This is a genomic window from Paenibacillus sp. EB106-04-04-XG159, assembly GCF_058791835.1.
On sequence record NZ_JBYTDY010000010.1, the window covers coordinates 116,481 to 140,385 of the forward strand.

Sequence of the window (23,905 nt, forward strand, 5' to 3'; positions counted from 1 at the left end):
TGCGCTATGCATTCCTCTTAAGCGGGTGGCATTTGTCTCCCGGGATCGTTAGTGTCACGAGATCCTGCTCCCGCAGCAGCCGATGCTCCGCGTTATTCAAGACATCCACGGACACGTCCAATCCATTAACGCTTACCTGATAACGCACCACATTGCCCAAGATAGACAGATTGTTGATCTGTCCCTCAGCATGCATGTACCCATCAGCTTTCCGATCCAGAGCCGCTTGCGGCTGAATCGCAATGACCTCCGGGCGAACAGCAAACAGCTCGCCATGAGGAATAGAAGCGAAACCGGCTTGCTCCAGCTCGCCGCGATGCCACACATTGTAGCTGCCGATGAAGCGCGCGACGAATTCCGTATCCGGAGCGGCATAGATTTTCTCCGCCGTCCCCTGCTGCTCGATCTCGCCGTGATTCATCACGATGATCCGGTCGGATATGGTCAGCGCCTCCTCCTGATCATGCGTGACGAAGATCGTCGTCATGTTCAGCTTCCGCTGAAGCTGGCGGATCTCGCTGCGCAGCATCCGACGAATCTTCGCATCCAGCGCGCTTAGCGGCTCGTCGAGCAGCAGCACCTTCGGGCGCTTTACGAGTGAGCGCCCTAGCGCCACGCGCTGCTGCTGGCCCCCGGATAGCTGATGCGGGTATTGATTCTCCTTGCCCTGCAGATCGATAATCTCGATCATTTCTTCGACCAAGGAGGTGTACTCCGCCTTCTTCATCCTGTCCATCTTGAGTCCAAACGCTATGTTCTCGAACACGGTCATATTCGGAAACAGCGCATACGATTGAAACACCATTCCCACTCGCCGATCCTTCGGGGACAGCGCCGTTATATCTCGATCACCGATGAACATTTTACCGGAGTCGATAGGATGTAAACCTGCGATCGCACGCAGCAACGTGCTCTTCCCGCAGCCCGATGGGCCAAGCAATGTGAGGAACTCTCCCTCATCCAACGTAAATGAGATATCCTTCAGTACAGTAAGCTCATTGTAGCTCTTCCTTACCCCTTCAACGCGTACAAAGCTCATCATTCTTCCTCCTGCACCGACGTCTTCTTGTACCCTTGCGACTTCCAGCCGCCCAGCTTCAGAACAAGCCCTGACAGCAATAGAATTAATAGAAAATAAGTCATGACGACCGCGCTGGAGGACTGGCCGGACGTCTTCATCTGATTGTACAGATACATCTGGATCGTCTCGTAATCACCGCCAACCAGCATACGCGACATAACGAACTCTCCAAATATCATTGAGAAGGACAGCAGGCTGGCTACTAATGTGCCCGGCAGGATATTGGGAAGAATGACTTTGCGAAAGGCTGTCATCTTGCTCGCTCCCAGCACCTCCGCCGCATCCACGAGATCGATCGCATTGATCGTGTCGAGACTGTTCTTTACACTCTGATAAATGAAAGGCTGGATCATGACGAAATAGACGCCGAGCAGAATCCAGATCGTGCCCGTGATCGCAACCGGCTCCGAGGAATAAATCTTAATTAGGCCGATGGCCGCTACCACTGGCGGAAAGGCAAACGGCAGCATAATCGAAACCTGCAGAAGCTTCTCCCACTTCGGATAATACACATGGAGCACGAAGATCACGGGGATCATAATCGTAAGCGTAATCGATACCGTCAGTACACTAACAAGAACGGTTCTGCCCATCGCCTCATAGAATCTTAGATCCGTCCAGAGCTGCCCGTACCATTTCAGCGTGTACGCCGTAGGGATGATGTCGTTCTGCCATTCCTTGGCTAATGAAAATAGCAGGGTGCCGACAATCGGGAGGAACAGATATAAGAGCAGCACGGCAATAACCGATACATGCCATTTCCCGCTTCTCCCGGCTTGCCTCGATGTCTTATGCCGCTTAGCGGCTGTACCTGTCGATTTCACAGACCTCTCCTCCTCGACCAGCGCGACATCTGTTCACTGATGAATAGAGAGATCAGCATGATTAACGCCAGAATGACAGCCAGAGCGCTGCCCAATTGGAAATTAGGGAAGATATCGCCCGACACCAGAGCTGCGATGCGAATCGTCAGCAGATTGTAGTTGATGCCGGTCAGGGCATATGCTGTCGCATAGGCGCCTAGCGAATTGGCAATAAGAATGCTAAACGTGCCGAGCAGGCTTGGCAGCATAACGGGGATGCCGATATGGCGCCAGAACTTCCATGGTGATGCGCCAAGCAGAGAGGCCGCCTCCTTCCATTCATCGCGAATGCCGTGGAAGATCGGATATACAAGCAGAATGGCAAGCGGTGTCTGATAATAGGTGTAAGTTAGCAATAGACCAGTTCCGGAATAGAGATCGAAGCTTGCGAGTGTACTCCAACCCAATTCCTTGGCTAATAGGATGAACGCGCCATTACCGCCGAATAGAATCATATAAGCAAAGGCCAACGGCACACCGACGAAGTTCGTAATCATGTTGGAGATCATCAGCATGTTATCTCTTACTCGGGTCGTAAAGCGAGTAATGGAATATGCGCACACAATAGCGATGAGGATGGCGATAATACTGGAGAAAAAGGATACTTTAACACTGTTAATGATCGCCTGCTGATAGAGCGGACTAGAAAAGCTCTTAACATACTGGCCAAGGGAGAACCCTTGGCCAGCATCATCCTGAAAGCTCATGATAATCATACCCGCGATCGGAAGCAGCTCGAACGCGCTGATCCAGAGGATGAGCGGGAGCAGGACAAGCAGCATCATTTTACTTTGGATTGCACCTGTTCTAGCCATAATTGCGGCAACTCCTTGAGTGCATTTTCCCATGCTTTAAAGTCTTGAATCGGTTTAACGTTCGCGTACTCTTTCTCGTCGATCATCTTAGCCGATACGTCGTCAGGAAGCTTCACACTCGTACGAATCGGACGGGCAAAGCCCTTCGCCAGATTAATCTGGCCCTCATCGCTGAATATGTAGGCTCGGGCAAGCTTCGCCGCATTAGGATTAGCCGCGTTCTTATTGATGACCGAAGCATATCCGCTTATAATACTGCCCTCTGAAGGGATATGCACATCGAACTTGGCTGGATCAATCTGCTCTCGGTAGCCTAATGAATTGAAGTCCCATAACAGGATGACTTCGCCCTCGCCCTTCTGAATCGTCGGTACGCTGACATCCGTCTTCGCGATTCGATCTTGCTCCGCCAGCTCGGCGAAGAAATCAAGCCCTGGCTTCAAGTTGCTCTCGCTGCCGCCGAATGCGAGAGCTGCCGCTAATACCGCGTGCTGGGCCTGCGATGCCTTCGTTACATCGCCGACCGACACTTTATACTTGCCGGCTTTGATGTCAGCCCAGCTCTTCGGGCAAGTATCCACCAGCGTGTTGTTGCAGAGGAACGAGATAGAACCGGTGTAGCCTACTACCCAGTCGCCGTCATCATCCTTGGCCCAGTCGGGTATCTCATCCCAGTACTGCGTCTTATACTTCAGCGTAAGTCCCTTCTGCTCCGCCACCGGACCGAATGCAATTCCGACATCGCCAATATCCGGAGGATTGTTCTTCTCCGTCTCGAACTTCGCCAGCTCTTCCGCACTGGACATATCTGTGTCCGTGTGGTCGATGCCGTACTTCGATTTCAGGTCGTCCCACGTTCCCTTCCAGTTCGCCCAGGAATCCGGCATACCTACGCTTGCAAGCTTCCCTTCCTTCTTAGCCAGAGGCACAAGCTCTTCAAGCGTAAGATTCTCCGATGCCGTGGAAGTGCCGCCGCCTTCACTCTTCTTGGAGCCGGAACTGCACGCAGCAAGCAGCATAACCAAGACTAGAAGCAGAACCACTAAGCCTCTCTTCTTCACGCCTAACATTCCCATTCCTCCTGCACCTCCTCTTCCCCTCCAAATGTCGATTAAACTCGTTTCCGATAGCCGTGAATTGGTATGTCTGCCATGTGCTCCGATACTGGGATGTCCAGCAGCGCGCACATAAGAGGCGCAAGCGCCAATTGAGGCAAATGTTGAATCGTGTAGTTGCCTGGCTCAAAATGATCCCCGATTGCGATCAGACCTACGTCCCGCTCCGCTTCACCCGTCCCTCCGTGATGACCATCGGTATTCATGCCATGATCAGCCGTAATCAGAATGTTATAGCCCTCCACCATCCATTGCGGCAGGAGCATCGCCAGCAATTGGTCTATCTTGAGCGCGGCGCCGCGATACTGAGCGGAATTGGAGGTGAACTTATGACCCATATCATCGATATTCATAGAATGTATATACAGAAAGTCAGGATCGTACACTTGCCTCAGATGCTCCGCATCCGCGAGCAGATGGGAATCCGGGTAGTGATCCTCAAAGTAAAACATCCCATGCTGGATAGGCATGTTCTCGTCATGCTGAATGCGGTCCTTGAGATAATCGAACGGAGCTCGCTGGTACAACTCGCTCACCCAATAATATGCTGCTGCAGCCGTTTTCAGCCCATGTTCGCGCGCCATATGAAAGACGCTCGGAAACATGGACTTTCTGACAACCGAATTGGCCGTAATGCCGTTCATCCAACTGGGCGTACCGGTAAGCAGCACCTCATATAAGGGTCGCGACAGACTTGGAAGCTCGGACTTCACCCTGTATAGCGCAGCCTGCTTCTTCTCCAGCAAATGGTTCACATACCCCATCGAAGAGACCATGACGTCATAACGAAGCCCATCCAGTACAATGACGATCGTCTTGCTCATAAAGGCAATCTCACCTCAGTCCTAATAATAATGATGAAGACCTTAAGTTGATTCCTTTGATATTACGCTCGTTATGTCGGGTCTAATACACTTAGTGAAGGATTTACTCCATTAAAAAAGACACCTTCGCGGTGTCTTTTTCATTCCATAAGTATTCTTCTAAAAATGAATGGTCCTGTCCTCGCCGGCGCCAACACGCACCAGAACCATTTCGGAGCTGGCTAGGTCGACTGTGACAATGTCGAACACAGTTTCCGAAGCCGTCCCCTCTATCCTCTCTGGTGAAATTTCGAACTCCTTATGTGTATAGGCATTATTCGAAGAGATCATCTTCATTCCGTCTCTATCTATACATTGGTCGTAATGAACATGTCCGAACATGCTGGCGATCACCTTCATAGGACCCTGCTCTGTGAAATCGGCGACGATATCGTATGCAAAATCTTCATCCCCGCCAGTCGATGCGGACGTATACGGCACCCCTTCATGGAAAGCGCGAATGAGATCCCACATAGCCTCGCCATTCCTAACGCCGATATCACTTCCGTACACATCGTCCAGCACCAATGAGACATGTGAAAAGACGAATACATGCCACTGTTCCCGGTCAGGCATGCCGCTAAAGTCAAGCGCCTTATTCGCGACCCAGTTCAGCTGTCTGTTGGAGAAGGCATAATCCCATTGACCATGATATCTCAATGTGCCTTCAGATGTCGTCACATACGGAATATCAATGCAATTAAGCACGATGACACGCGTTCTCTTGGATGGAATGTCCATGTAATAATACAAGCCAAATTCATTGCCCGTATCGAACGTCGCTCGGCCTTCTAATTGGCGAAACCCGTACTCGTACAATTCGGAAGGAAAGATGACATTCTCCGTACTGTTCGACTTGTTCATACAATCAATAATTGAATTATCGTCATGATTGCCGTTTACAGTTAATAATGGTACGGGTGTGCCACCCAAACAGCCCAAGATTTCCTTCTGCGCGGCGACTACCGCATCCTTACCCCCATTGATGCTTAAGTCCCCTCCGCATACGATAAAATCTAGGGGCAATGTTTCCGCCAGACGCTGAATCGCTTGCGCGGCGAATATCTGGTTGCCGCCGAGGGTATGATGCGGGTCGGTAATAAAGATGAAATTCAACGATTGATCATTCTGCTTGAAGGCTGTCTTGTGCACCGCATGTTCAATCATTTCCGTATAATACGCCGGCATTGTACTCATCTGAATCAACTCCCATCTTACTCTAGCTCCTGGATCTCATATGTTCCTTTTATAAATTGATAAGTCCAATCGTATAGCACTCTGTGCTCTGGGTTCGTGCTGCGGGCGCTGTCCAGCAATGAAGTGTTCCCTTGATAATACCCTCTGAAGGTATTCGTCATATAGCCGTACTTGACGCCTCCGTTCAGGTACTCTATATACCTGCGGCGATATGCGGGATCCTCATTCATCCTTTCATCGCATTCCATCTCGACGCCAACTCCATATAGCTGGGCCAAATAAGCCGTATCTTCTATACGCTCTTCCTTCGTACCGTTAAAGAAGTGATTCGGCTGCAATACGACAGCATCAAATCCCAGCTCTCTCCAGTCAAAGCTGCGTAAGCCGTAAAAGAATGGAATCCAGAAGAATTGCAGGTCTTGTTCATGTACGATCTTACTCATGTAGCGGATCAGGTTATCTTCCTGCGGGATGTCAGCACTTACTCCTTCGCTCAACCAATAGATGCCTGACAGCTCCAGATGGTCGTAGCCCTTTGAGCTCCATCTGGTCATAAGTTGATCCATATACCAGCTCATCAACAGCTTCTTCATTGCGAGTTCTTCCGCCACACTGAGCACGCCGCCATCATAAGCGGCTAACTGGCCTTCTTTAATCTCAAATGAGGAGCTAAGCGTGCCGGGGTTAGGCAGCATGAGCACGACTTTCATGCGTTTACCCGATTGCCCTAGCTGTTCAGCCGCCTCTTTTGTTGCATCATTCAAATGATCAAGATCACCGTCAACACCAAAGGTTTTATCGAGATACCATTTCCATTCCGTCTCGATCACCGCGGTTCCCGTTTCAAAGCTGAGTCCGGAAGGACTTATCAATCCAAGATACAGCACTCCGTCAAACATCCAATCGACAGGCTTGCCCTGTTCATCGACGTAGCTGATATAAGGGATGATGTTGTCCTTCGTCCATACGCCAGTGCCGTTGGAATAATGTCCATTGTACAGCAGCGCCAGATCATAGATGCCAGCCGTATGTTCTCCCGGAGCCATATACCCCGACAGATACGAATCTGTTCTGCCCGTTTCATCTGTTACCGCGTCCGTTCCCCATACCTCCAGCTCATCAGCCATTAGATCGAGATCGGCTGTAAGAGTTACCTTCAAGTATCGCGCCGCGAAGGACTTCGCTTCCTTATCTCCAGTGCGAAGACCATCCTCTTTGCCATCCCATACATAGAGCTGGTCATGCGCCGGACCGGCATGCCACATAGGCTTGCGGGAAGGGATGTGAGCGGCAAGCTCCCATCCCTGTCCATCTGCGGATGCAAATACCGATACGGTAGCCGGGAAAAATATCTTCTGATCCGTATACTGCAAGAACCGAATTGCAACACGTTCAATCGATTTCTCGCCACCAAGATCAAGAATGATTCCGTGTGTGGTCCCTTCAGAAAAGCGAACCCACCGAGGATCATCCGGGTCCAGTTCCGCCCGTTGCCCGTCCGTCAATAGAGTTTGCTCCAGGATCGCCGCTCCTCGCACCGAATCTAATTGATAGGTCAGGCCAGCTGCTAAATTGCGTTGTAGCATGTTCATCTTCCCCTCATCCTCTTAGAAGTCATACGTCCCTTTCTATCCAACGATACCTGAGCGCTCTACGCTCTCAACAAACTTCTTCTGCAGCAGCAGGTAGAAAATGATCAATGGGATAATGACCACTATGACACCCGCATTGAGTCGGTACGAGTTCAGAATCGGCTCAGAACTGTTATAGCCAAGCTTAGCTGGCAAAGAAGCCAACTGCATGGACAATACGGATGATTCCGTTAAGAACATGGATACATAATAGGTATCGCTGTACTGCCATACAAACGAGAACAGCACGACAGTCACGATCGCTGGCATCGCATTCGGCAGCATGACGCTCCTGAATGTCTTGAACGGTCCCGCTCCATCTACTAAGGACGCTTCTTCCAGCTCATTAGGCAGGGACCGGAAGAACTGACGGAATATAAAGATATAAAGTCCATTCTTAAGACCAGTCGCTGTCAGATACGATAAGATAAATGGCCACTGTGTATTGAGCAGATTAAGCTCGGACTTTCCGGTCAGCAATTCCACTAGGCCAAATAAATCGAAATAGCGATAATGCAAATAAGTGGGAACCATAATCGTTTGCGGCGGCACGATAATCGTGAAAACTACCATTACAAACAGAACGCTGGATCCCCAAAATTTCAAACGCGCAAATCCGTAACCCGCCAGCGCACATGAAATAGTTTGCAGAATAGCCGCCATAGCCGCAATGAAGAGCGTGTTCACCAGCGACCCCCAATAATCCATCTTCCCCATAATGAATTTGAAGTTATCGAGTGATACATTCTTCGGAAACCAGAAGATCGTCTGATCAAACATATCCTCTTGTCCCCGCAATGCAATCGATAATTTTAGGAGAATCGGGTAAAGGATAACGTAGCTGATCCCAACAAGGAGCACGGTTCGGAATATCTTCCACAGCCATTCTTTGCTTTTGTTCGTCACTGTCGGTATATACCTGTGAGCTGATGCCGCAGCCTGATCGACCTTTTCGATGACAGAGAACTCTTTCTTACGAATCATAGTAGAACACCCTCTTTGAGATAATGAGTGTAAACAAGCCAATGAGCACCAGTATGGTAAGGAAATAGACCCAGGACATGGCCGCGCTCAATCCAAAGTTGTAAAGCTGAAAGGATGTGCTCTTCAGCAAGCCTGACATCTGGCTATTCAAGAAAGAGTCAATGATCGAATAGATGGTGTTTGTCAGGATGAGCGGTGTCATTTGCGGAAATGTGATTTTCCAGAAATTCTCATACGCCGTCGCTCCTTCAATCCGTGAAGCCTCATACAGTGACGGAGATATGGATTGAAGCCCTGCTAGAAAGATGATGATCTGCACACCTGAAGCACTGATGATCTGGTAGATGCGGTTAACCGCATCTGAGAGATAGATGACCAATCCACGAGGGACGCCCATCTGAAAGAGAATTCTCTCCAGCTCGAAATTTTTCAGAGCTGTCAACGTTCCACTTGCACCTTCCGCTATCGTGCTTCCCTGTGCGGCCTGACCCATAAAATCTGCCCAATCCAGACTTGTGAGTAATCCTGTTGAGATAATGACCGGCAAGAAGAAGACTGCGCGCGCAATCGAGCGTCCTCTAAACTTCTGATTCAATATCGTAGCAATGAATAAGCTAAAAAAGATAATCAAGGGTACATTGATCGCCATATTAATTATCGATTCATACAACACTCGATTAAACGTCGGATGAATGGTAAAGGCTTCAATATAGTTAGCCCAGCCTACGGGCTCCAGCACCAACCCCTCCTCCACCTTCAGATTGCTGAGGCTGTACTGAAGGGATTGGATCAAAGGAACTGTAAATAAGAATACGAAGCCGAGGAACCAGGGCAGGACGAACAGCATGCCCATCATTGCCTTCTTACGCGATAAAGTTAGGCGAGATTTACGCATGTCAGTTTCCTCCTACCTTATAGCCCATTCCATCTATCGATATGCCATCGACTGAAACAGGCTGTTCGTTATAATTCACGTAAATTTTAGTGCCGTCCTCATAAGTGGTACAAAATACACGATCCGACAGTTCCGAATGTCCGGTTATCGTCATATGCCGCACCCCTTTTAAAGCCTCATTGACTTCATCATAGGCTTGAACCGCTTCATCGATCCAATATTGATAATGATTCGCATACAGCATATTGGCGGCCGTATCTGTCAGATCCGTGCCCTTCTCATATATCCAGCGGTAATACACGTTGCTGCCGGTTTCAATCGCCTTCAATACATTCATCCGATTCGATTGATCCATCGCCTCATTAAATGGTACGGAGGAGATATCCATGTAGCCATGCAGAACCAGTTGATAGAAAGGAACGGCTTCATCAGTGATGTTGATGCCGTTGCTGCCACTAGGCGCGTTGACCACCGTCTTCACGTACGGTAGCGTGTACGCATTGCCTCCGCTAACCATCAGGTCTGGAAATGACTGCTTCGCTTTCTCAAGCTCCACTTCGACGATTGCAGCGTTATGTTGACGTGTCGCGGGTCTGCTGTCATCAAAGTTGGAGTTCAATTCGTCCCCTAGATCTCGGTAGGACAAACCTGCGACATCCGTCTTGCTCATCCGCTTCGTGAATTCTTCCATCAGATCTGGGAGCCGGTGCAACGCAAGCGGGTAATAAGAGAACACATCTTTCATGTGCAAAAAGCTTGGCATATCGACCGCATAGACTGAAGCTGGCAGCTGCGACATGTACTTGATCGTATCCTTGGATGTGTTGAAGCCCGCTCCTTCCTTATAGATCCGATTAAATGCCGCATCAGGATACACACTGACATTGCGCTTTGACGCTTCCTGTACGAAGCGGTTGAATTCCTTTGCGCTGCCTACGGCCCCATCAAAGTCTACCTCGCCTGGAGCGGAATGAAAGAGCCCTCCGTTGAACCAACCGCTGTATCGAAGCTTAATCGCATCAATCTGCTTATCCTGCAGCTGAGAGATTATATCCAGTGCTTGATCATATGTCGTCAAACCTTCCACCGCGTCATAAGGAATCCCGAGAAAGGTTCTGGCTGTCTCTGTTCCGCCAACCAACTCAAGTGTGAAAGGTGTGTTCGGCTGCGGCTCCAATGGAGTCATGCCATGGCGATCAACCAGATAATTGCGGTACATCTCGGCCATCCCGGAATAATTCGCTTTCTCACCGTGTAGGAAGCCATAGCTGACTACAATATCTCCTTGGTATGGATGCGTCTGACTAACAAGGTTGGAAGTTGATTTGCCCGCACCGGAAATGACCAGGATGTCTTGGCTCTTCAACGTAAAGCGCGGAGCCACGATATTGTAATCGTGGAGTCGGCCGCTTACATCCGCCTTGATGGTCGCAAGCGCATCCCCCTTCTCGATGATCGCAAGCCAAGCATCGTCGCCTTGATTCATGCCATATACCGGCATCCGTATCGGTTCCAGCATGTTCAGCTGTTCCGTTGGCATAATGGCCTGATCAACACCATAGACAGGCGCGATATAGGCCGGAGAAGCGGTCTTGCCGTTATTATTGTGAATGAGCGCTCCTGAGCCATCCGGTACAAACATATAACCATCCTGCTTGCTGTCCGCCGCCCCGAACATTTCCATCACCGTTATCGTTTGAATCGGCAATGAGCCAAGCTGTTTAATGTCGGCGCTGTTGATCCGAACGTTCAGACGATCACCGACGAGCTTGAATTCGACCGGAATCTCATACTGCGCAAACTCTTTCGAGCTCTCTCCTGAAACTCCGTTCTCTGCCAAATCATAAGCAAGGTCTTCCTCGGTATATCCGGCCTCCTTCAGAATCGACAATACCGAATTGACCGCAACCGAACTTATTTCTCTGCGCGTGTACGTTTCTGTTGCTTCATCGTACTTGAAACGCTTCTTGATCTCCGTTTGCTTCTTCTTATCTGTCAGCTTGTTAAGGATCTTCTCCTCCATCCGACTCTTGCTAATCACACTGGGGATTGAATCCACGCCGTTCTCCATCACTCCGATGGTATAGGTCGCCTTCACGCCGTCTTCGATGCTTTCCAGCTTCACTTGACCTGCCTCAACACTGTCTGAGAAGCTGTTTTGTTCCACAGGCTGACCATTCTTCGTCGTAGTGGTGACGCTCATGAGTGCAGACAACTGCTTCTTATTGGCTCCCGAGGCAATCGGATCATTCTCACGTCCCTCCGGGTTAGAACGCCATATTTTGCCGCTAGCTTTATTCTTGACGGCAATCTCTGTCGTTTCCCGGTTCATATACAAGACTAACTGCTTTGTCTCAGCTTCCTTAGTAAAGCCTGCCGGTGCAGCTTCAGGATCGGGCTTCCAATCAGCCTTGGCCTCATCCGACATAACGCTCACCGCGGCAAGGTCAGCGGACATCCGCTGTTCAGCAGCCGCTATGGCCTGTTGATAGCTGTCGTCATTCCGTTCGAACAGCAGCCATAAGACCAGAAGCAGGAGACATGCCGACACTGCGGCAACTATGAGGATTATTCGTTTGTTCATGGCTCCACCTCGTTAACGTAATGACAATTCCCTATAGACTGTTGTCGCGAATATGACCAACTGCTGTACCAAGCTAAAGAACAATAACGCCAAGAAGATGATAATTCCAATCACGACAATCGTAAGCAGCATCGTGATGACTGTTTTGAGAGGTGTATATTGGTGCGCTGTCATCGTGCCGACAAACAGCAGGCCGATAAACCACATCATGGCGATCGATTCAAACATTAAATAGAAGGCTATCTCTTCCTGTGTAATGAACCAACTGAACACCAGTTGAATCACGGATACCACGAGCAGCGGCAGCATAGCGTAGCCAGTTGCGATCACGATATCCTTAAATGTGCCTTCACCGTCCATTAACGTCGTTAAGGACCAGTTTGCGATACACCAAACGAAGAATGGGATGATGATAACAGCGGCTTCCTGCAAGCTGTTCATATATTGGTCGGAGTCACCGTAAATAAGAAAGCCGGAATAGAAGGCTCGCATCACATTCATGAAGGCTACACCGGCAACAATACCGAGCGCTACCCACACTCTGCCTTTCTTCTCATACTTGAGCTCCCAGAACATCGAGAACGGCCTTATGCATGTGCGGAATGCCAGCCTGATCGGACCTCCGTCTTCAGCCGTCAAACGCGGCAGCCGCTTTCTCGCAAATAGAGCAGCCGCGATAAACAGCACGACACCTATAAAGATGTAGGCAAAGTTCTCCCACATAAATTCCTTACGATACATGCCGAAGGCACGAGAATAATAAGGGAAGGACATCCCCGTTTTAAAGCTCTCGATAGCCGCTCTGCTATCGCCTTCTTCCAACTGCGCCTTACCGATACCGACATGCGCCAGCTCCAGGTTATTGTTCAGCTTAGACACTTCCATCCAAAGCTGTGCCGCATCTTTATCGCGGCCCTCCTGATAAGCCGAAGAGGCATCCAGCAGCAGATTGCCGTATCGGGTAGGTGTGAATACCGTAATTCGATTCAACGCTTGGTCGAGAACCAGCACGTTTTTGTCGACCCATTCCACCTTGACAGGTGCGCGAAAGTTACCCAACTTATCCCCGACCTGGCCAAATTGGAACAGCGGATTACCGTCGTCGTCGTATACAAACACTCTGCCTCGTTTGGCGTCAAGCGCTGCATATATTCCATTTTCATATACGGAAATGGACACGAAAGTAGAGCTTCCCTGAATGCTTCCTGCCCTCGCACTGCGGTAATCACCGATAACCGGGAAGTCGCTGTCTTCACGCAGCACATCAATACCGGAAGGATTCAAGCGCTTCACCATCTTGGTCTTAAAGCTGTTCTCCGACGTCGTTGCGTAGATGAAGCCATCCTTGTCAATGTCTAAGTTGTTGAATTCAATCGGAATGAACAGTGCCATCTGTTCGCGCTGCGCGTCGGTCGCAAACCGCTTCCAGAGCAGATCGGCTGCATTGAATTTGACATCATTTCGTCCAGTAAAGCCAGTGAAGACACCGTTGGCATCGTACTCTACAATACCGTCATATATACCCTGGCTAATAACGAATAATCGTCCTGCTCGATCGGAAGCCAGCTTGGTAGGTATGAACTTGAAATCTTCCCTTACGACATCAGCTTCTGGTGCATTCACGATACGGATCAGCTTGCCCTGTTCATCCAGAATAACGACTCTGTTGTTGTTCGTATCCGCCACATAAACATGGTTCAGTCCATTCACGAACACACCTCGCGGCTGGTTGAACGTTTCCTTGCTGCCATTATTCATAAAGGAATCCATAATGCGAGTTTGCTTCCATTGCTCATTTAAGACCACTATGCGGTTGTTGCCCGTATCCGCGACATAAACTGCCCCATCCGGTCCCACAAACATATCCTCTGGGCCTTTGAACTCTCCGGCACCTGTATCCTTACCGTAAATAACAGTATCTGGCAGATACGGAAGAGGAGCCGGAACCGCTTCTCCAAAGCTCGTATACTGATAGCCGTAGTAGGGAGTAGACGAGACCACGGAACCGAACGGCAACGTAAGGATGAGCATAGTAAAGAACAATTTCCATAACCGTTTCATTGAGTCGTCCCACCTTTCAATCCTTCATTCCAGAGGTAGTCATCGTCTGAATGACGTTGCTCTGTGTAATGAGGAAGAGGACAATCGGCACTGAAATCATAAGCAGTGTCGCCGCCATAGAAGGTCCCGTTCTGACGATCCCCCCCGACAATATTTGACCTAGCGCATAGTCAATCGTCTTCAATTGTTCACTGTAGATGTACACCTTGCCTGAACCTCCGCTTCCCCACAGCCCTTGAAAGGAGAAGATGATGAGCGTCATCCAAGCCGGCTTGACCATTGGCATCACAATCTTCCAGTAGATTCTCACTTCACTGCATCCGTCGATTCTCGCCGCCTCAAGCACACTGTCTGGAACCATCTGTTCCATAAACTGCTTCATGAGAAATAGTCCGAGCGAGGAACCGAAGGCCGGGATAATGACAGCCCAATAGCTATCCAGAAATCCGAGCCAAGACATCGTCATGTAGTTCGGAATCGCTGTAACGTTCGCAGAGAACATGAGCGATAGTACGACGAACGTAAACAGCACTTTCTTGCCTGGAAACTGCTTCTTCGCGAGCGGATAAGCGGCAAGCGAAGCGAGAATGACATGCCCTGCTGTTCCAACGACAGCGATAAATACGGTATTGAATATATACCGTGTATATGGGACCCAGAACGCTGTCAGCAGATGATAGAGATCCTCGAAATTTTTCAAAGTCGGATAACGAACGAAAAACTTCGGTGGGAATATAAAGATCTCATCGATCGGCTTAAACGCATTGTTAATCACAAAGACTAGCGGCAGCGCCATAAACACTCCAACTGCGGAAAGCAGCAGGAACAACAAAATGTCTACAGGCATTGAACGGTTAAGGCGCTTACGGCGAATTCGAAGGAACTTCATCATCATTCACCGACTTTCCGCAGCAATTTTTGAACGACCAGGTTCGAGCTGAGCATAATCACAAACAGTACAGTAGCGATTGCTGATGCGTAGCCCATCTCGAAACGAATGCCGCCATAATCATCTAGATGCGTTACAATCGTATGGCCGGCATACTGAATGCTCGGGAAGCCCGCGATTTGCTTGGACACTTCCGAAATAGCGAAGGAAGCTGTAATCTGAATGACTGCTCCGAACATAAGCTGCGGTCTCATGGATGGCAGAGTAATATACCACAATTCCTGCCAGCGATTGCGAATACCGTCAACTGCCCCCGCTTCATACAGTGTCTTATCCATGCCTTGCAGACCGGCGATGAATGCGAGAAAGCTCGTTCCTAAGCTAAGCCACAGCTGGACGATAATTAGAAGCGGCAATATTAAATCTGTTCTTGTCGACCACAAGATGGGATCCGATATGAAACGATTCTCCAATAGAAACGCGTTGATATAGCCGTACGAATCGTCTGAAAAGAGCAGTTTCCATACGATAAAGGCGCTGCCTGACAAGGATGGCGCATAAAAAACGAGCGTTACGAACGCGCGCATTTTTGGAGACAGCTCGTTTATGAGCCATGCCAGTATGAAGCAGGCAATGTAGCTGACCGGTCCGGTAATGGTCGCGAGTATGATCGTATTTTTAACAGCGATCAGAAATACTTCATCCGTTATAAACAGCCGAGCGTAGTTCTGAAGCCCAACCCAATCGGGAAATTGAAGCATATTAAAGTCAGTGAAGCTAAGCAGCATGGACATTAATACCGGAAATACAGTGAACGTGAAAAAGATTAAAAAATACGGCGCTAGCATGAAGTAAGATTGCCGGTTCAATCTCATCTGATGAAGCAGCTTGCCTGTTCTTAACTTCAGACCGCGACGCTTGGCTTCTGCTTTTGGTTGAACCATGTTCATATTTCTCGACCCCTATTCAGCGATCGGCAGGTCAAATTCCCGCCGTTTAACCGTGATTTCCTGATTAATGATTCGCACATAGTCCTTCAATGTCTCGCGCGGATTCGATCCATGGTTCAACACTTTGAAATAGGCATTGTTCAAATGACGCTGCGTCGAATATGCTCCCGGCACATCCGGCACACCGCGCACCCACTCCATCTGATCCAATAAAGCGTTGATATCTTTAACGGGCCATGGAAGCTCTTGAAGCGCTTCCAGGTTTGCTGTCGGATATCGTCCCGAAGCTCCCAGTATCGCTTCCATCTCTCTGCCGTAGGCTAGCTGTGCTTCCTTGCTAGTCCACCAGTCGATGAATTCCCATGCCTGCTCCTTGTTTTTCGCCGATTTGAACATAACAGAACCGCGCGCACTTGTTACGGTTTCTCGATGAATCTTTCCATCACTGTCCTTATAGCCGGGTATCGGCAGAAAGCCCCATAGTCCTCGAATCTCTGGCGCGAATACGATCAATGAATTATAGGTTGTGTAATCAGCAATACCGATCGGCATCTCACCGACACGGAAGCGGTTAAGGAAGTCAAAGGTTTGCGGTGCCTTGTAATTCCGGTATAGATCCGTCCACTGCTTAAACGCCTCCATCGCTTCTTCCGAATCCAGCGCCGACTTAATCCCGTCACCCTCATAATAGCTGCCGCCGTTCTGGAAGAGGAGCGTATCCATGGTCAATTGCGGTGTCAATCCGATATTCATATGATGCTTGTTCAACACAGGGATCAAATCGTAGATATCTTCCCAGGTCTCAGGCACCTCGACTCCGAGCTCATCCAGTACATCCTTTCGATAGAACAGCATCGGAAACGTTTGCTGCTCTGGGATCGCATAGATACCGCCGTTAAATTGGAGAGGAACGAAAGCTTCTGGATGGAAGCGTGATTTCACCTGTTCAAAGGTATCGAACTGCGAGAGATCTATGATTGCATCCCGTATAGCAAAGTTGACTACCTCACCGTGCATAAGGGCTACGTCCGGACCCGAGCCTGCTAACGTGGCAGGAAGCATGACAGCTGGATCAACAAGCAGCAAATTGACCGCAATTCCCGTCTTCGGCGTGAACTCTGTCTCGATCATCGTCTTGATAACCTGCGCCTGATCTCGACCTACCGTGATCCATACTTCCACTGCATCATCGCTTGCTGCACTCGATCCCACACTGCTGTAATCGGTAAAGAAGGAATAGACGAATGACTTGCTTTCGTGCCATACCTTTTCATACCAAGCAGCTTCCGGATCAGGCAGCTCGGTACCGTCAGAAGTCAATAGAAGATAATCAATCTCTAGCGGAAGCTCCTTCGCAGTCAAGATCCATGTACCTAAAGCAACGATATTGTTCTTAAATGAACCTATGCGATTCACGATAGACTCCGGATCCCTGGCCAGCTCGCTCAATTGAAACTGGAAGGTCTGGATGACAGCTGTTCGTTCGCCAAGTCCTCCAGACATCCTCTCCAGCTCTGTGACAATAGCTTGGAGGTTATCTGCGTGCACCTGGAATTGCTTCTGAAGATCCGGTATCCGTTTCGTCATCTGATAATCGCGGTAAGGGTCTGGCGAAGCCCCCGAGATCATGATGATCTCGCGATACAGTCGATTAAGCTCCAGAATGGATGATTCCACTTGGCTCAGAATCGGTTTCATGTCGCCGAGCGTCACTTCAAGCGTCAGCTGATGCATACCCTTCTCGAAGTAGAACCAATACGGCTCTTCCTCGCCGCCGACCTCCATCATCTGCCAACCAGAACTTGGCTCAAATATGACCTGACTTGCTTCCTTGAAAGGCACCTTGCCATCAATCGTCAGCCTGCGAGGTACATTTTGAGATTTAACGAGGTTCTGTCTGTACTTAATTGCGATATTGTACAAACCGTCCTCCGGCACTTCAATGCCCCATGTGACCGACTGGCCAGGCAAACGCCAATTGGTTCCACCGATCGTGTTCAGCCGGATGACACTGACCTCATACGGCTCAGTTGCAGGGCTGGATCGATCTGATGTTGGATACAGTGTTGGGCTCGATGTATAGAGCGGCTGCTCACCTTGTACCTTCAGCTGTATTCCCTGTTTCTTCTCGTATCCTTTATTGGTAAATTCCTGCTCCCAATCCGCATATGTCAGCATTGGCTCCGACTTCTGGACCTCAATGTAATCAATAAGCATGGGCTCTCGTTCCGACTTCAGGGTCAGAACGTGCTTCCCTGCGGTAAAATAGAAAGAAAATGGCTCATCCACATAGCCATCACTATCCTGAAGCTTCATATCGCGCCATGCCGGCTTCTCCACCTGCGATGGACGAAGATCGTTTCCATTCATATCCTGCTTGATGGAATCTTGCTTATTGCCCCAGATACGAGGGAATAACATACGATCCGCCTCGTTAAACGGCGACTCTCCGTCGATGAGCAGCTTTCTTTCAATGGATTCATTTCTTCCCGCCACTGGGTAATAACGAAGCGCGATATCATACAAGCCGCTCTCTCGGACTTCAAACTCCCAGCTTATTTCACCAATCTCATCGGTAAGTACCCCATCTGTACCGTCCATGTTCATTGGTTTAGGAGTCATCTCCGCGGAGCTCTTATATTGCTCTCCTTCAAGTCGAATAGTCGCCTCAGGACGCGCCTCATTCTTGTATCGATCCGCATAAGCGGCATATGATCGCGGATCCGTCAGCGCAATGTTAGCGTCGCCGTCTGACTTCTGCTTTACTACTTCTTCCTCAGCAGAGCTATAGTTCCCAAGCAGCAATACTGAAAAGAGCAGCATTGCTAGGACGACGAATATCACACGGTTGCTAATAACTCTAGCTCTCATGCATATCCCCCTTTGGTGTCAGCAAAAAGGCTCTAATAAACCGGAGCGGAACTAACATGAGGTATCATGTTCGATCCGCTCCGCCCGTCCATTCGATCCGATTTACATACTTGTTATTATTCCAACGCTTTTAACAAGCCTTCCAATACAGGACGAACCTTTGCCATACCTGTTTCAGGAGTCTCTTTACCTGCGCCGATGTCGTTCCATGTTTGTCGGATGGTAGCTCCAAATTCTGGAACACCAGCCCAAGTTACCAAATTAATATAATCAGCCATCTTCTGACTGTTTTGCAAGCTTTTCTCATCAGCGAACTGTGCTTCTACCCAAGCGTCTACTTCACCTGCTGGAGGCGCGGTTTCAAACAGATAATCGATAAACAGCTTCACTGCATCCTGATTAGCGCCCTTAGGTACCCACCACATACCTACAGCATCTGTGGAGTACACGTAATCTTGAGCTTTTGGTCCTTTAGGGTAGAAAATAAAGCCGTAATCGTCACCGATGCTGTTTTTGATGCCTTCGCCTTCCCAGAACTCGCCATAGCGCATCGCGATATTGCCTTTATTAAAGGAATTGATATAATCATCCCAGTTGCCGTCCTTATTAGGCTTAACAACCTTATGAACTTGGTACAGATCGTTAAAGAAGTGCAGCGCTTCCATAGCTCCAGGATTCTCACCGTCATAAACGACCTTACCGTCTACGACCTTTGTAATGTCCGATCCATTCGAAGCTATCAAAGCACGAACAAAGCTGTTCGCGTCGAGGGCCACGCCGTATTGATCAAGTTGACCATCACCATTGGTATCCTTCGTTACCGTCTTCGCAATGTTGAGGAAAGACTCCCAAGTCCATTGGCCCTTCTCCATCAGCTCTTGCGGATCTTCCAGTCCTTCCTTCTTGATGAGGCCGCGGTTGTAATAAATGCCTGAGCCCCCGCCAAGGCTAGTTGTGAAACCGTATGCTTTACCGTCGTAGCCGCCAATATCTTTCATTTTCACCGGCCATTTCGGATCACTTACATCCAAGAAATCACTGATTGGTGTCAGCATATCCTTCTTTACCATTGCTGGAATAGCGCGATTGGTTTCGATCAAAAATATATCAGCGATCGGTTCGCCTGCTATTACCGAAGTCGCTGTTTTTTCGCCAACGTCGCCCCAAGTTGCTTGAACATATTCAAATTTAGTATTGTGCTTGGTTGACATTTCCTTTTCCAGCGCAATCTTCTTTTCACCTAATTCGGAGCCCTCTTCACCGAAAGGAAATCCCCAAGACATAACTCGGATTGGCTTGCCTTTCATGTCGATGACTTCTTCTTTAGGTGGTTCTGGTTCTGCTTTTGGTTGTGGGTCTGTCTGCTTGTTCTCCACTACAGGCTTACTATCGCCTCCAGCCTGATCTGTTGGCTTCGTACCGCCTCCTCCAGAACAGGCTGTCACTAACATCATCACTAACACAATGGATAGTACGGAAAACCGCTTCGCTCTCTTATTCACAAATCCCAACCTCCCAATTTGATATGCTGACATTCCATCATCATACAGATACGGCTTGGACTCTATGCATTCGTGTGAAATTATGCCGTATCAGATAAAGCATCATGAGCAGCATCCCCCCTTTCAAGCGGTTCTGTACTTCAAATTAACCCCTTAACTGTACAACCAAAATCATCCAGTTTACATGTAGAAAAATAAGAAGAATAAGGAAATTTGTTAATTTTGTAGAATATTTTCTTTCCGATTTGATAGTCGGATAGAATATATTCTCCAAAATAGTGTAAAAAAACACCCTTGCTACTTTGATGGCAACTTTTTTTTGTAAGCGCTTAACTATCATAGTAACATGGATGTCATTTTTTTCATTTCACTATTGTCTAAAAAAATTGGATTATCGTACGATATTCCAGCTTGCTAACGCATAGCTTGCTTCCGAAAGTAAGCCGGAGAAAGCCCAGTGTATTTCTTGAATGTCCTGCAGAAATAGGGTAGATCATTAAAGCCTGCAGAATAGCATACTTCCGTAACTGTTAATTCTGGCTGCTTTAACAGGATAGTTGCATTACGAATTCGAAGGTCGGTAACATAACGGTTGAACGTCTTGCCTGTCCATTGTTTAAATAAATTGCATATCGTCGACCTCGACAGCATCGTGATCGAACAGACTGTTTCTATCTTTAAGTCCTCATGATAATTCTGATGGACATATTCGACTACTTTATTCATCGTGTCCCTATATTTTTCCGCCTTCTCGAATCCGGCTTTGACCAATTCTCCGTTTACCTGACGAATTAATATCGTTAATAAACGCAGTAAATTAGCCTTTAACATCAGTTCGAAGAAGGGAGAACGCCGCTCATATTCAGCAAGCATCTCCTTCATCACATTCTCAATCGTCTCCTCCAATGTGTCCTCTACTACAGTTTTATAACGTGTGCCGCTCTCCATATGCAGAAAATGCTCCAAATACGCCCTATCAAAAAAAGATTGATCAAGGGGCATCTGTTCTAATCGCTCATTAATAAACGACGGCATGAACTCACATGCTAGAATTTCTATATCTTGCTCCGGAGCGATATCAACGCTATGCAATGTAAATGGAGGAACAATTGATATAGCGCCTTTTACCATCTTATACTGTTGATTATTCACCGTATGCGTAAACTCACCTTTAGTCACATACCAGATCTGGAAATAGTCATGAAAGTGAGTCCATAAGCTTTGTCGAAGCGGAATCTTATACATTTTGCATGATAGATTGTTCAGCATTTCCATCTCAGAATTGAAATAGACATATCCCACACGCGTTAACTCTTCTACATCTATATTCATCATTTGAGCATTCAATAACATTCGCCCCTTCGCTTATAAGAGAGATGATAGTTCTGCTTCATAAGCTTGCCGTCACTTATCTCACATCATACTTCCCGATTGTTAGTGGTCGCCAACTTATATCTATATAACCCCTTTATTCTCGCTATAAGCGACATTGTGATTTTTTAAAATTATAACCCAAAATATAGGAGGAACAAATACTTTCACATATTATTAAAAAACCGTTCAACAATTCGAACAGTTTAAAAGTGTATATGGTTTGGATTTATCCTAATAATCAATATATTACCATAATTTATTCCTATCATTAAACTTCCTTTTGGAAATCATTTATACTAATAGTTGATATAGCTTGAATTTACATATGGGGATGTGAGTCAAAGTGCTGTCTGTGCAAACACTAAGCAAACAATATGGCAACCATCTCATCTTAAAGCAGATCTCATTCTCCATCGAACCTGGACAAGTTATGGCCTTAATCGGACGTAATGGCTGTGGCAAGAGTACGTTATTGCGGATCTTAACAGGACTGACTTCGCCTACACAGGGGAAGATTGAATGGAAAGGCAGCTTTCAGAATAGACGGATCGGTTATGTGCCAGACCGCTTTCCGAAGCAACGATTAACGGCTGCTGAATACTTGACCTCTATGGGGAGCATTCAAGGAATCTCGCAGCCCGCATTGGAGCAAAGGATCGATGAGTTGCTAAGCTACTTTCATATGATCAATGCTAAGCATCAACGGATGAAGCACTACTCAAAGGGAATGCTGCAGAAGATCAACGTCATTCAAGCTCTGTTGAGCACTCCAGACTTGCTTCTGCTTGACGAACCGCTGTCGGGCTTAGATCTGCTGTCCCAGCAAGATATGATCATGCATCTGCTAGGCTTGAAAGAGCGTGGAGTCACGATGGTGATCGCAAGCCATGAGCCGGAAATAATCTCAGGGATCGCGGATCGAATCATCCGTATTCAAGATGGAATAGGCGTTGAAGAGGCCGTGCACATCTATGAGGATACTTCGACGATGTACCATATTTCATTTATACCTAAGAATCAGAATTGGCATGAGAACTTGCAAGGTTATGTGCTTATATATGAAAGCAGTGAGAAGATCGACATTCAAGTGAGGCAGCAGCATAGCAATCTGATCCTGCGTCAATTGATAGATCGAGATTGTCAGATTATCGAGGTATGGAAGGAGAGCGATTAAACTGGCAGTTCCAACGATTCGTTATTTGCTGCGCAACTATGCGCGTTCTAATCGTTATTTCCCGCCGTGCGCACTGTTTCTCACGTGGGTGATGTTTCAATATTCGATCCAGCCTAATCCGATCTTGGACAGTCTGACCGTAACCGCAGTCTTGCTCCTCTTCATATCGGCATGGGTGAACTACAATTTCTTTGAGACGGAGGATTCCGTACAAGAACACATTACCATTCTCCAGATCGGAAGCGTAAAGAAGTATCTATTATGTAAAATAGCTGCTAGTTTACTTGTAAGTTTCCTTCTTAGCCTATTTGCAGTCTTGTATCCGCTGCTCTTTAACAAATTGGACGGAGAAATAACCATAGCCAATCTCAGTATAGGTTGGATCGCTCATATGGAGTTCGCGTTGCTTGGCTCAGCTATTGCCGCCCTGTTCAATTCCAGGCTGGTTGCGAATACAGGCACGGCACTGGGCTGCATCATCATAATACTTATCGTATCCCTTGGACAGGGAGCCATTCTTCACTTATTGCCGACTGGATGGTCTTTCATCCAATGGCTGCTTCCGCCTGTCTATCCATTCGTTCAATACATGGCGAATATAGAGACCTACTCAAGTCTGCAAGGACTCTTCATTTTCGTTTACCCGCTTCTGTATGCCGCAATCTTGATCGTGGTGTATACTCGATTGATGAAGAATAGAATGTAAGGCGCAGAAACCGCTCACCTAGTCGATGAGACTGGATCAGCGGTCTTTCTATCCGATAGCACATACGGTGACAGCAGGGTCGTATGACCCGTGCTTGAACGGACACAGGGGCCGCTATTTCATGATTTCGGGGTATTTTTTGAGGGCTTGCGGACACAGATGACGCTATTTGCTTCAAAACTAGCACTAAACGGCTTATTCAGGTCAAATAACGGCTCTACGGTCCGCTAGTATGGCGAATTAGTGGTGTTTGCTGCAAATAGCGGCTCGTGTGTCCGCTCCGGCCCCTGTAGATAGCTATCGATTTTATCGAATAGCTGTAGAACTAGGAATGGACAACCTTGAGCTCG

The 23,905-nt window shown here is 48.0% G+C and carries 18 protein-coding genes; 2 read left to right on the plus strand and 16 right to left on the minus strand.

Annotation, left to right across the window (positions count from 1 at the left end; genetic code table 11):
* Positions 1-4 precede the first annotated feature (4 nt).
* The 16 genes from AC3WTP_RS13885 to AC3WTP_RS13960 all read right to left on the minus strand — a co-directional run bounded on the left by AC3WTP_RS13885 (position 5) and on the right by AC3WTP_RS13960 (position 21,654).
* On the minus strand, positions 5-1,039 hold the full coding sequence (locus tag AC3WTP_RS13885) for an ABC transporter ATP-binding protein (RefSeq protein WP_492395217.1): 1,035 nt from the start codon (positions 1,037-1,039) through the stop codon (positions 5-7).
* A complete protein-coding gene (locus AC3WTP_RS13890) occupies positions 1,039-1,905 on the minus strand; it encodes an ABC transporter permease (RefSeq protein ID WP_492395218.1) in 867 nt (288 codons plus the stop codon). Before AC3WTP_RS13890 ends, AC3WTP_RS13885 begins: the two co-directional genes overlap by 1 nt.
* Positions 1,902-2,759, minus strand: a complete 858-nt coding sequence (locus tag AC3WTP_RS13895) for an ABC transporter permease (protein ID WP_492395219.1) — start codon at positions 2,757-2,759, stop codon at positions 1,902-1,904. The genes AC3WTP_RS13890 and AC3WTP_RS13895 overlap by 4 nt, the downstream gene beginning before the upstream one ends.
* On the minus strand, positions 2,726-3,835 hold the full coding sequence (locus AC3WTP_RS13900; RefSeq protein ID WP_492395220.1) for an ABC transporter substrate-binding protein: 1,110 nt from the start codon (positions 3,833-3,835) through the stop codon (positions 2,726-2,728). The genes AC3WTP_RS13895 and AC3WTP_RS13900 overlap by 34 nt, the downstream gene beginning before the upstream one ends.
* 35 nt (positions 3,836-3,870) lie before the next feature.
* A complete protein-coding gene (locus AC3WTP_RS13905) occupies positions 3,871-4,698 on the minus strand; it encodes an alkaline phosphatase family protein (RefSeq protein WP_492395221.1) in 828 nt (275 codons plus the stop codon).
* A gap of 159 nt (positions 4,699-4,857) precedes the next feature.
* A complete protein-coding gene (locus tag AC3WTP_RS13910; RefSeq protein WP_492395222.1) occupies positions 4,858-5,934 on the minus strand; it encodes a metallophosphoesterase family protein in 1,077 nt (358 codons plus the stop codon).
* Between the two features lie 17 nt (positions 5,935-5,951).
* Positions 5,952-7,526 (minus strand): DUF4855 domain-containing protein, encoded by a 1,575-nt coding sequence (locus tag AC3WTP_RS13915; protein WP_492395223.1) that lies wholly within the window; start codon positions 7,524-7,526, stop codon positions 5,952-5,954.
* Between the two features lie 36 nt (positions 7,527-7,562).
* Complete coding sequence (locus AC3WTP_RS13920) at positions 7,563-8,549, minus strand: carbohydrate ABC transporter permease (RefSeq protein ID WP_492395224.1); 987 nt, start codon at positions 8,547-8,549, stop codon at positions 7,563-7,565.
* Positions 8,539-9,444: a carbohydrate ABC transporter permease gene (locus AC3WTP_RS13925; RefSeq protein ID WP_492395225.1), complete on the minus strand. Its 906-nt coding sequence runs from the start codon at positions 9,442-9,444 to the stop codon at positions 8,539-8,541. Before AC3WTP_RS13925 ends, AC3WTP_RS13920 begins: the two co-directional genes overlap by 11 nt.
* A 1-nt stretch (position 9,445) precedes the next feature.
* The gene (locus AC3WTP_RS13930; protein WP_492395226.1) at positions 9,446-12,028 is read right to left on the minus strand and encodes a DUF5696 domain-containing protein; all 2,583 of its coding nucleotides are present in this window, start codon (positions 12,026-12,028) and stop codon (positions 9,446-9,448) included.
* Positions 12,029-12,040: 12 nt separating this feature from the next.
* Positions 12,041-14,089, minus strand: coding sequence for a YIP1 family protein (locus AC3WTP_RS13935; RefSeq protein ID WP_492395227.1), 2,049 nt, complete (start codon positions 14,087-14,089; stop codon positions 12,041-12,043).
* 16 nt (positions 14,090-14,105) lie between these two features.
* Positions 14,106-14,981 carry a carbohydrate ABC transporter permease gene (locus AC3WTP_RS13940; protein ID WP_492395315.1) on the minus strand — a complete coding sequence of 292 codons (876 nt, stop codon included), beginning with the start codon at positions 14,979-14,981 and terminating at the stop codon, positions 14,106-14,108.
* Positions 14,981-15,922 (minus strand): carbohydrate ABC transporter permease, encoded by a 942-nt coding sequence (locus tag AC3WTP_RS13945; protein ID WP_492395316.1) that lies wholly within the window; start codon positions 15,920-15,922, stop codon positions 14,981-14,983. The genes AC3WTP_RS13940 and AC3WTP_RS13945 overlap by 1 nt, the downstream gene beginning before the upstream one ends.
* An 18-nt stretch (positions 15,923-15,940) precedes the next feature.
* The gene (locus tag AC3WTP_RS13950) at positions 15,941-18,799 is read right to left on the minus strand and encodes an extracellular solute-binding protein (protein WP_492395228.1); all 2,859 of its coding nucleotides are present in this window, start codon (positions 18,797-18,799) and stop codon (positions 15,941-15,943) included.
* A 116-nt stretch (positions 18,800-18,915) separates the two neighbouring features.
* The gene (locus AC3WTP_RS13955) at positions 18,916-20,301 is read right to left on the minus strand and encodes an ABC transporter substrate-binding protein (protein WP_492395229.1); all 1,386 of its coding nucleotides are present in this window, start codon (positions 20,299-20,301) and stop codon (positions 18,916-18,918) included.
* A gap of 414 nt (positions 20,302-20,715) precedes the next feature.
* The gene (locus AC3WTP_RS13960; protein ID WP_492395230.1) at positions 20,716-21,654 is read right to left on the minus strand and encodes a helix-turn-helix domain-containing protein; all 939 of its coding nucleotides are present in this window, start codon (positions 21,652-21,654) and stop codon (positions 20,716-20,718) included.
* A 364-nt stretch (positions 21,655-22,018) separates the two neighbouring features.
* On the opposite strand from AC3WTP_RS13960, the gene AC3WTP_RS13965 reads away from it, so the two are divergent.
* Positions 22,019-22,849, plus strand: a complete 831-nt coding sequence (locus AC3WTP_RS13965) for an ATP-binding cassette domain-containing protein (RefSeq protein WP_492395231.1) — start codon at positions 22,019-22,021, stop codon at positions 22,847-22,849.
* A gap of 91 nt (positions 22,850-22,940) precedes the next feature.
* Positions 22,941-23,555: a hypothetical protein gene (locus tag AC3WTP_RS13970; protein ID WP_492395232.1), complete on the plus strand. Its 615-nt coding sequence runs from the start codon at positions 22,941-22,943 to the stop codon at positions 23,553-23,555.
* Positions 23,556-23,905 lie beyond the last annotated feature (350 nt).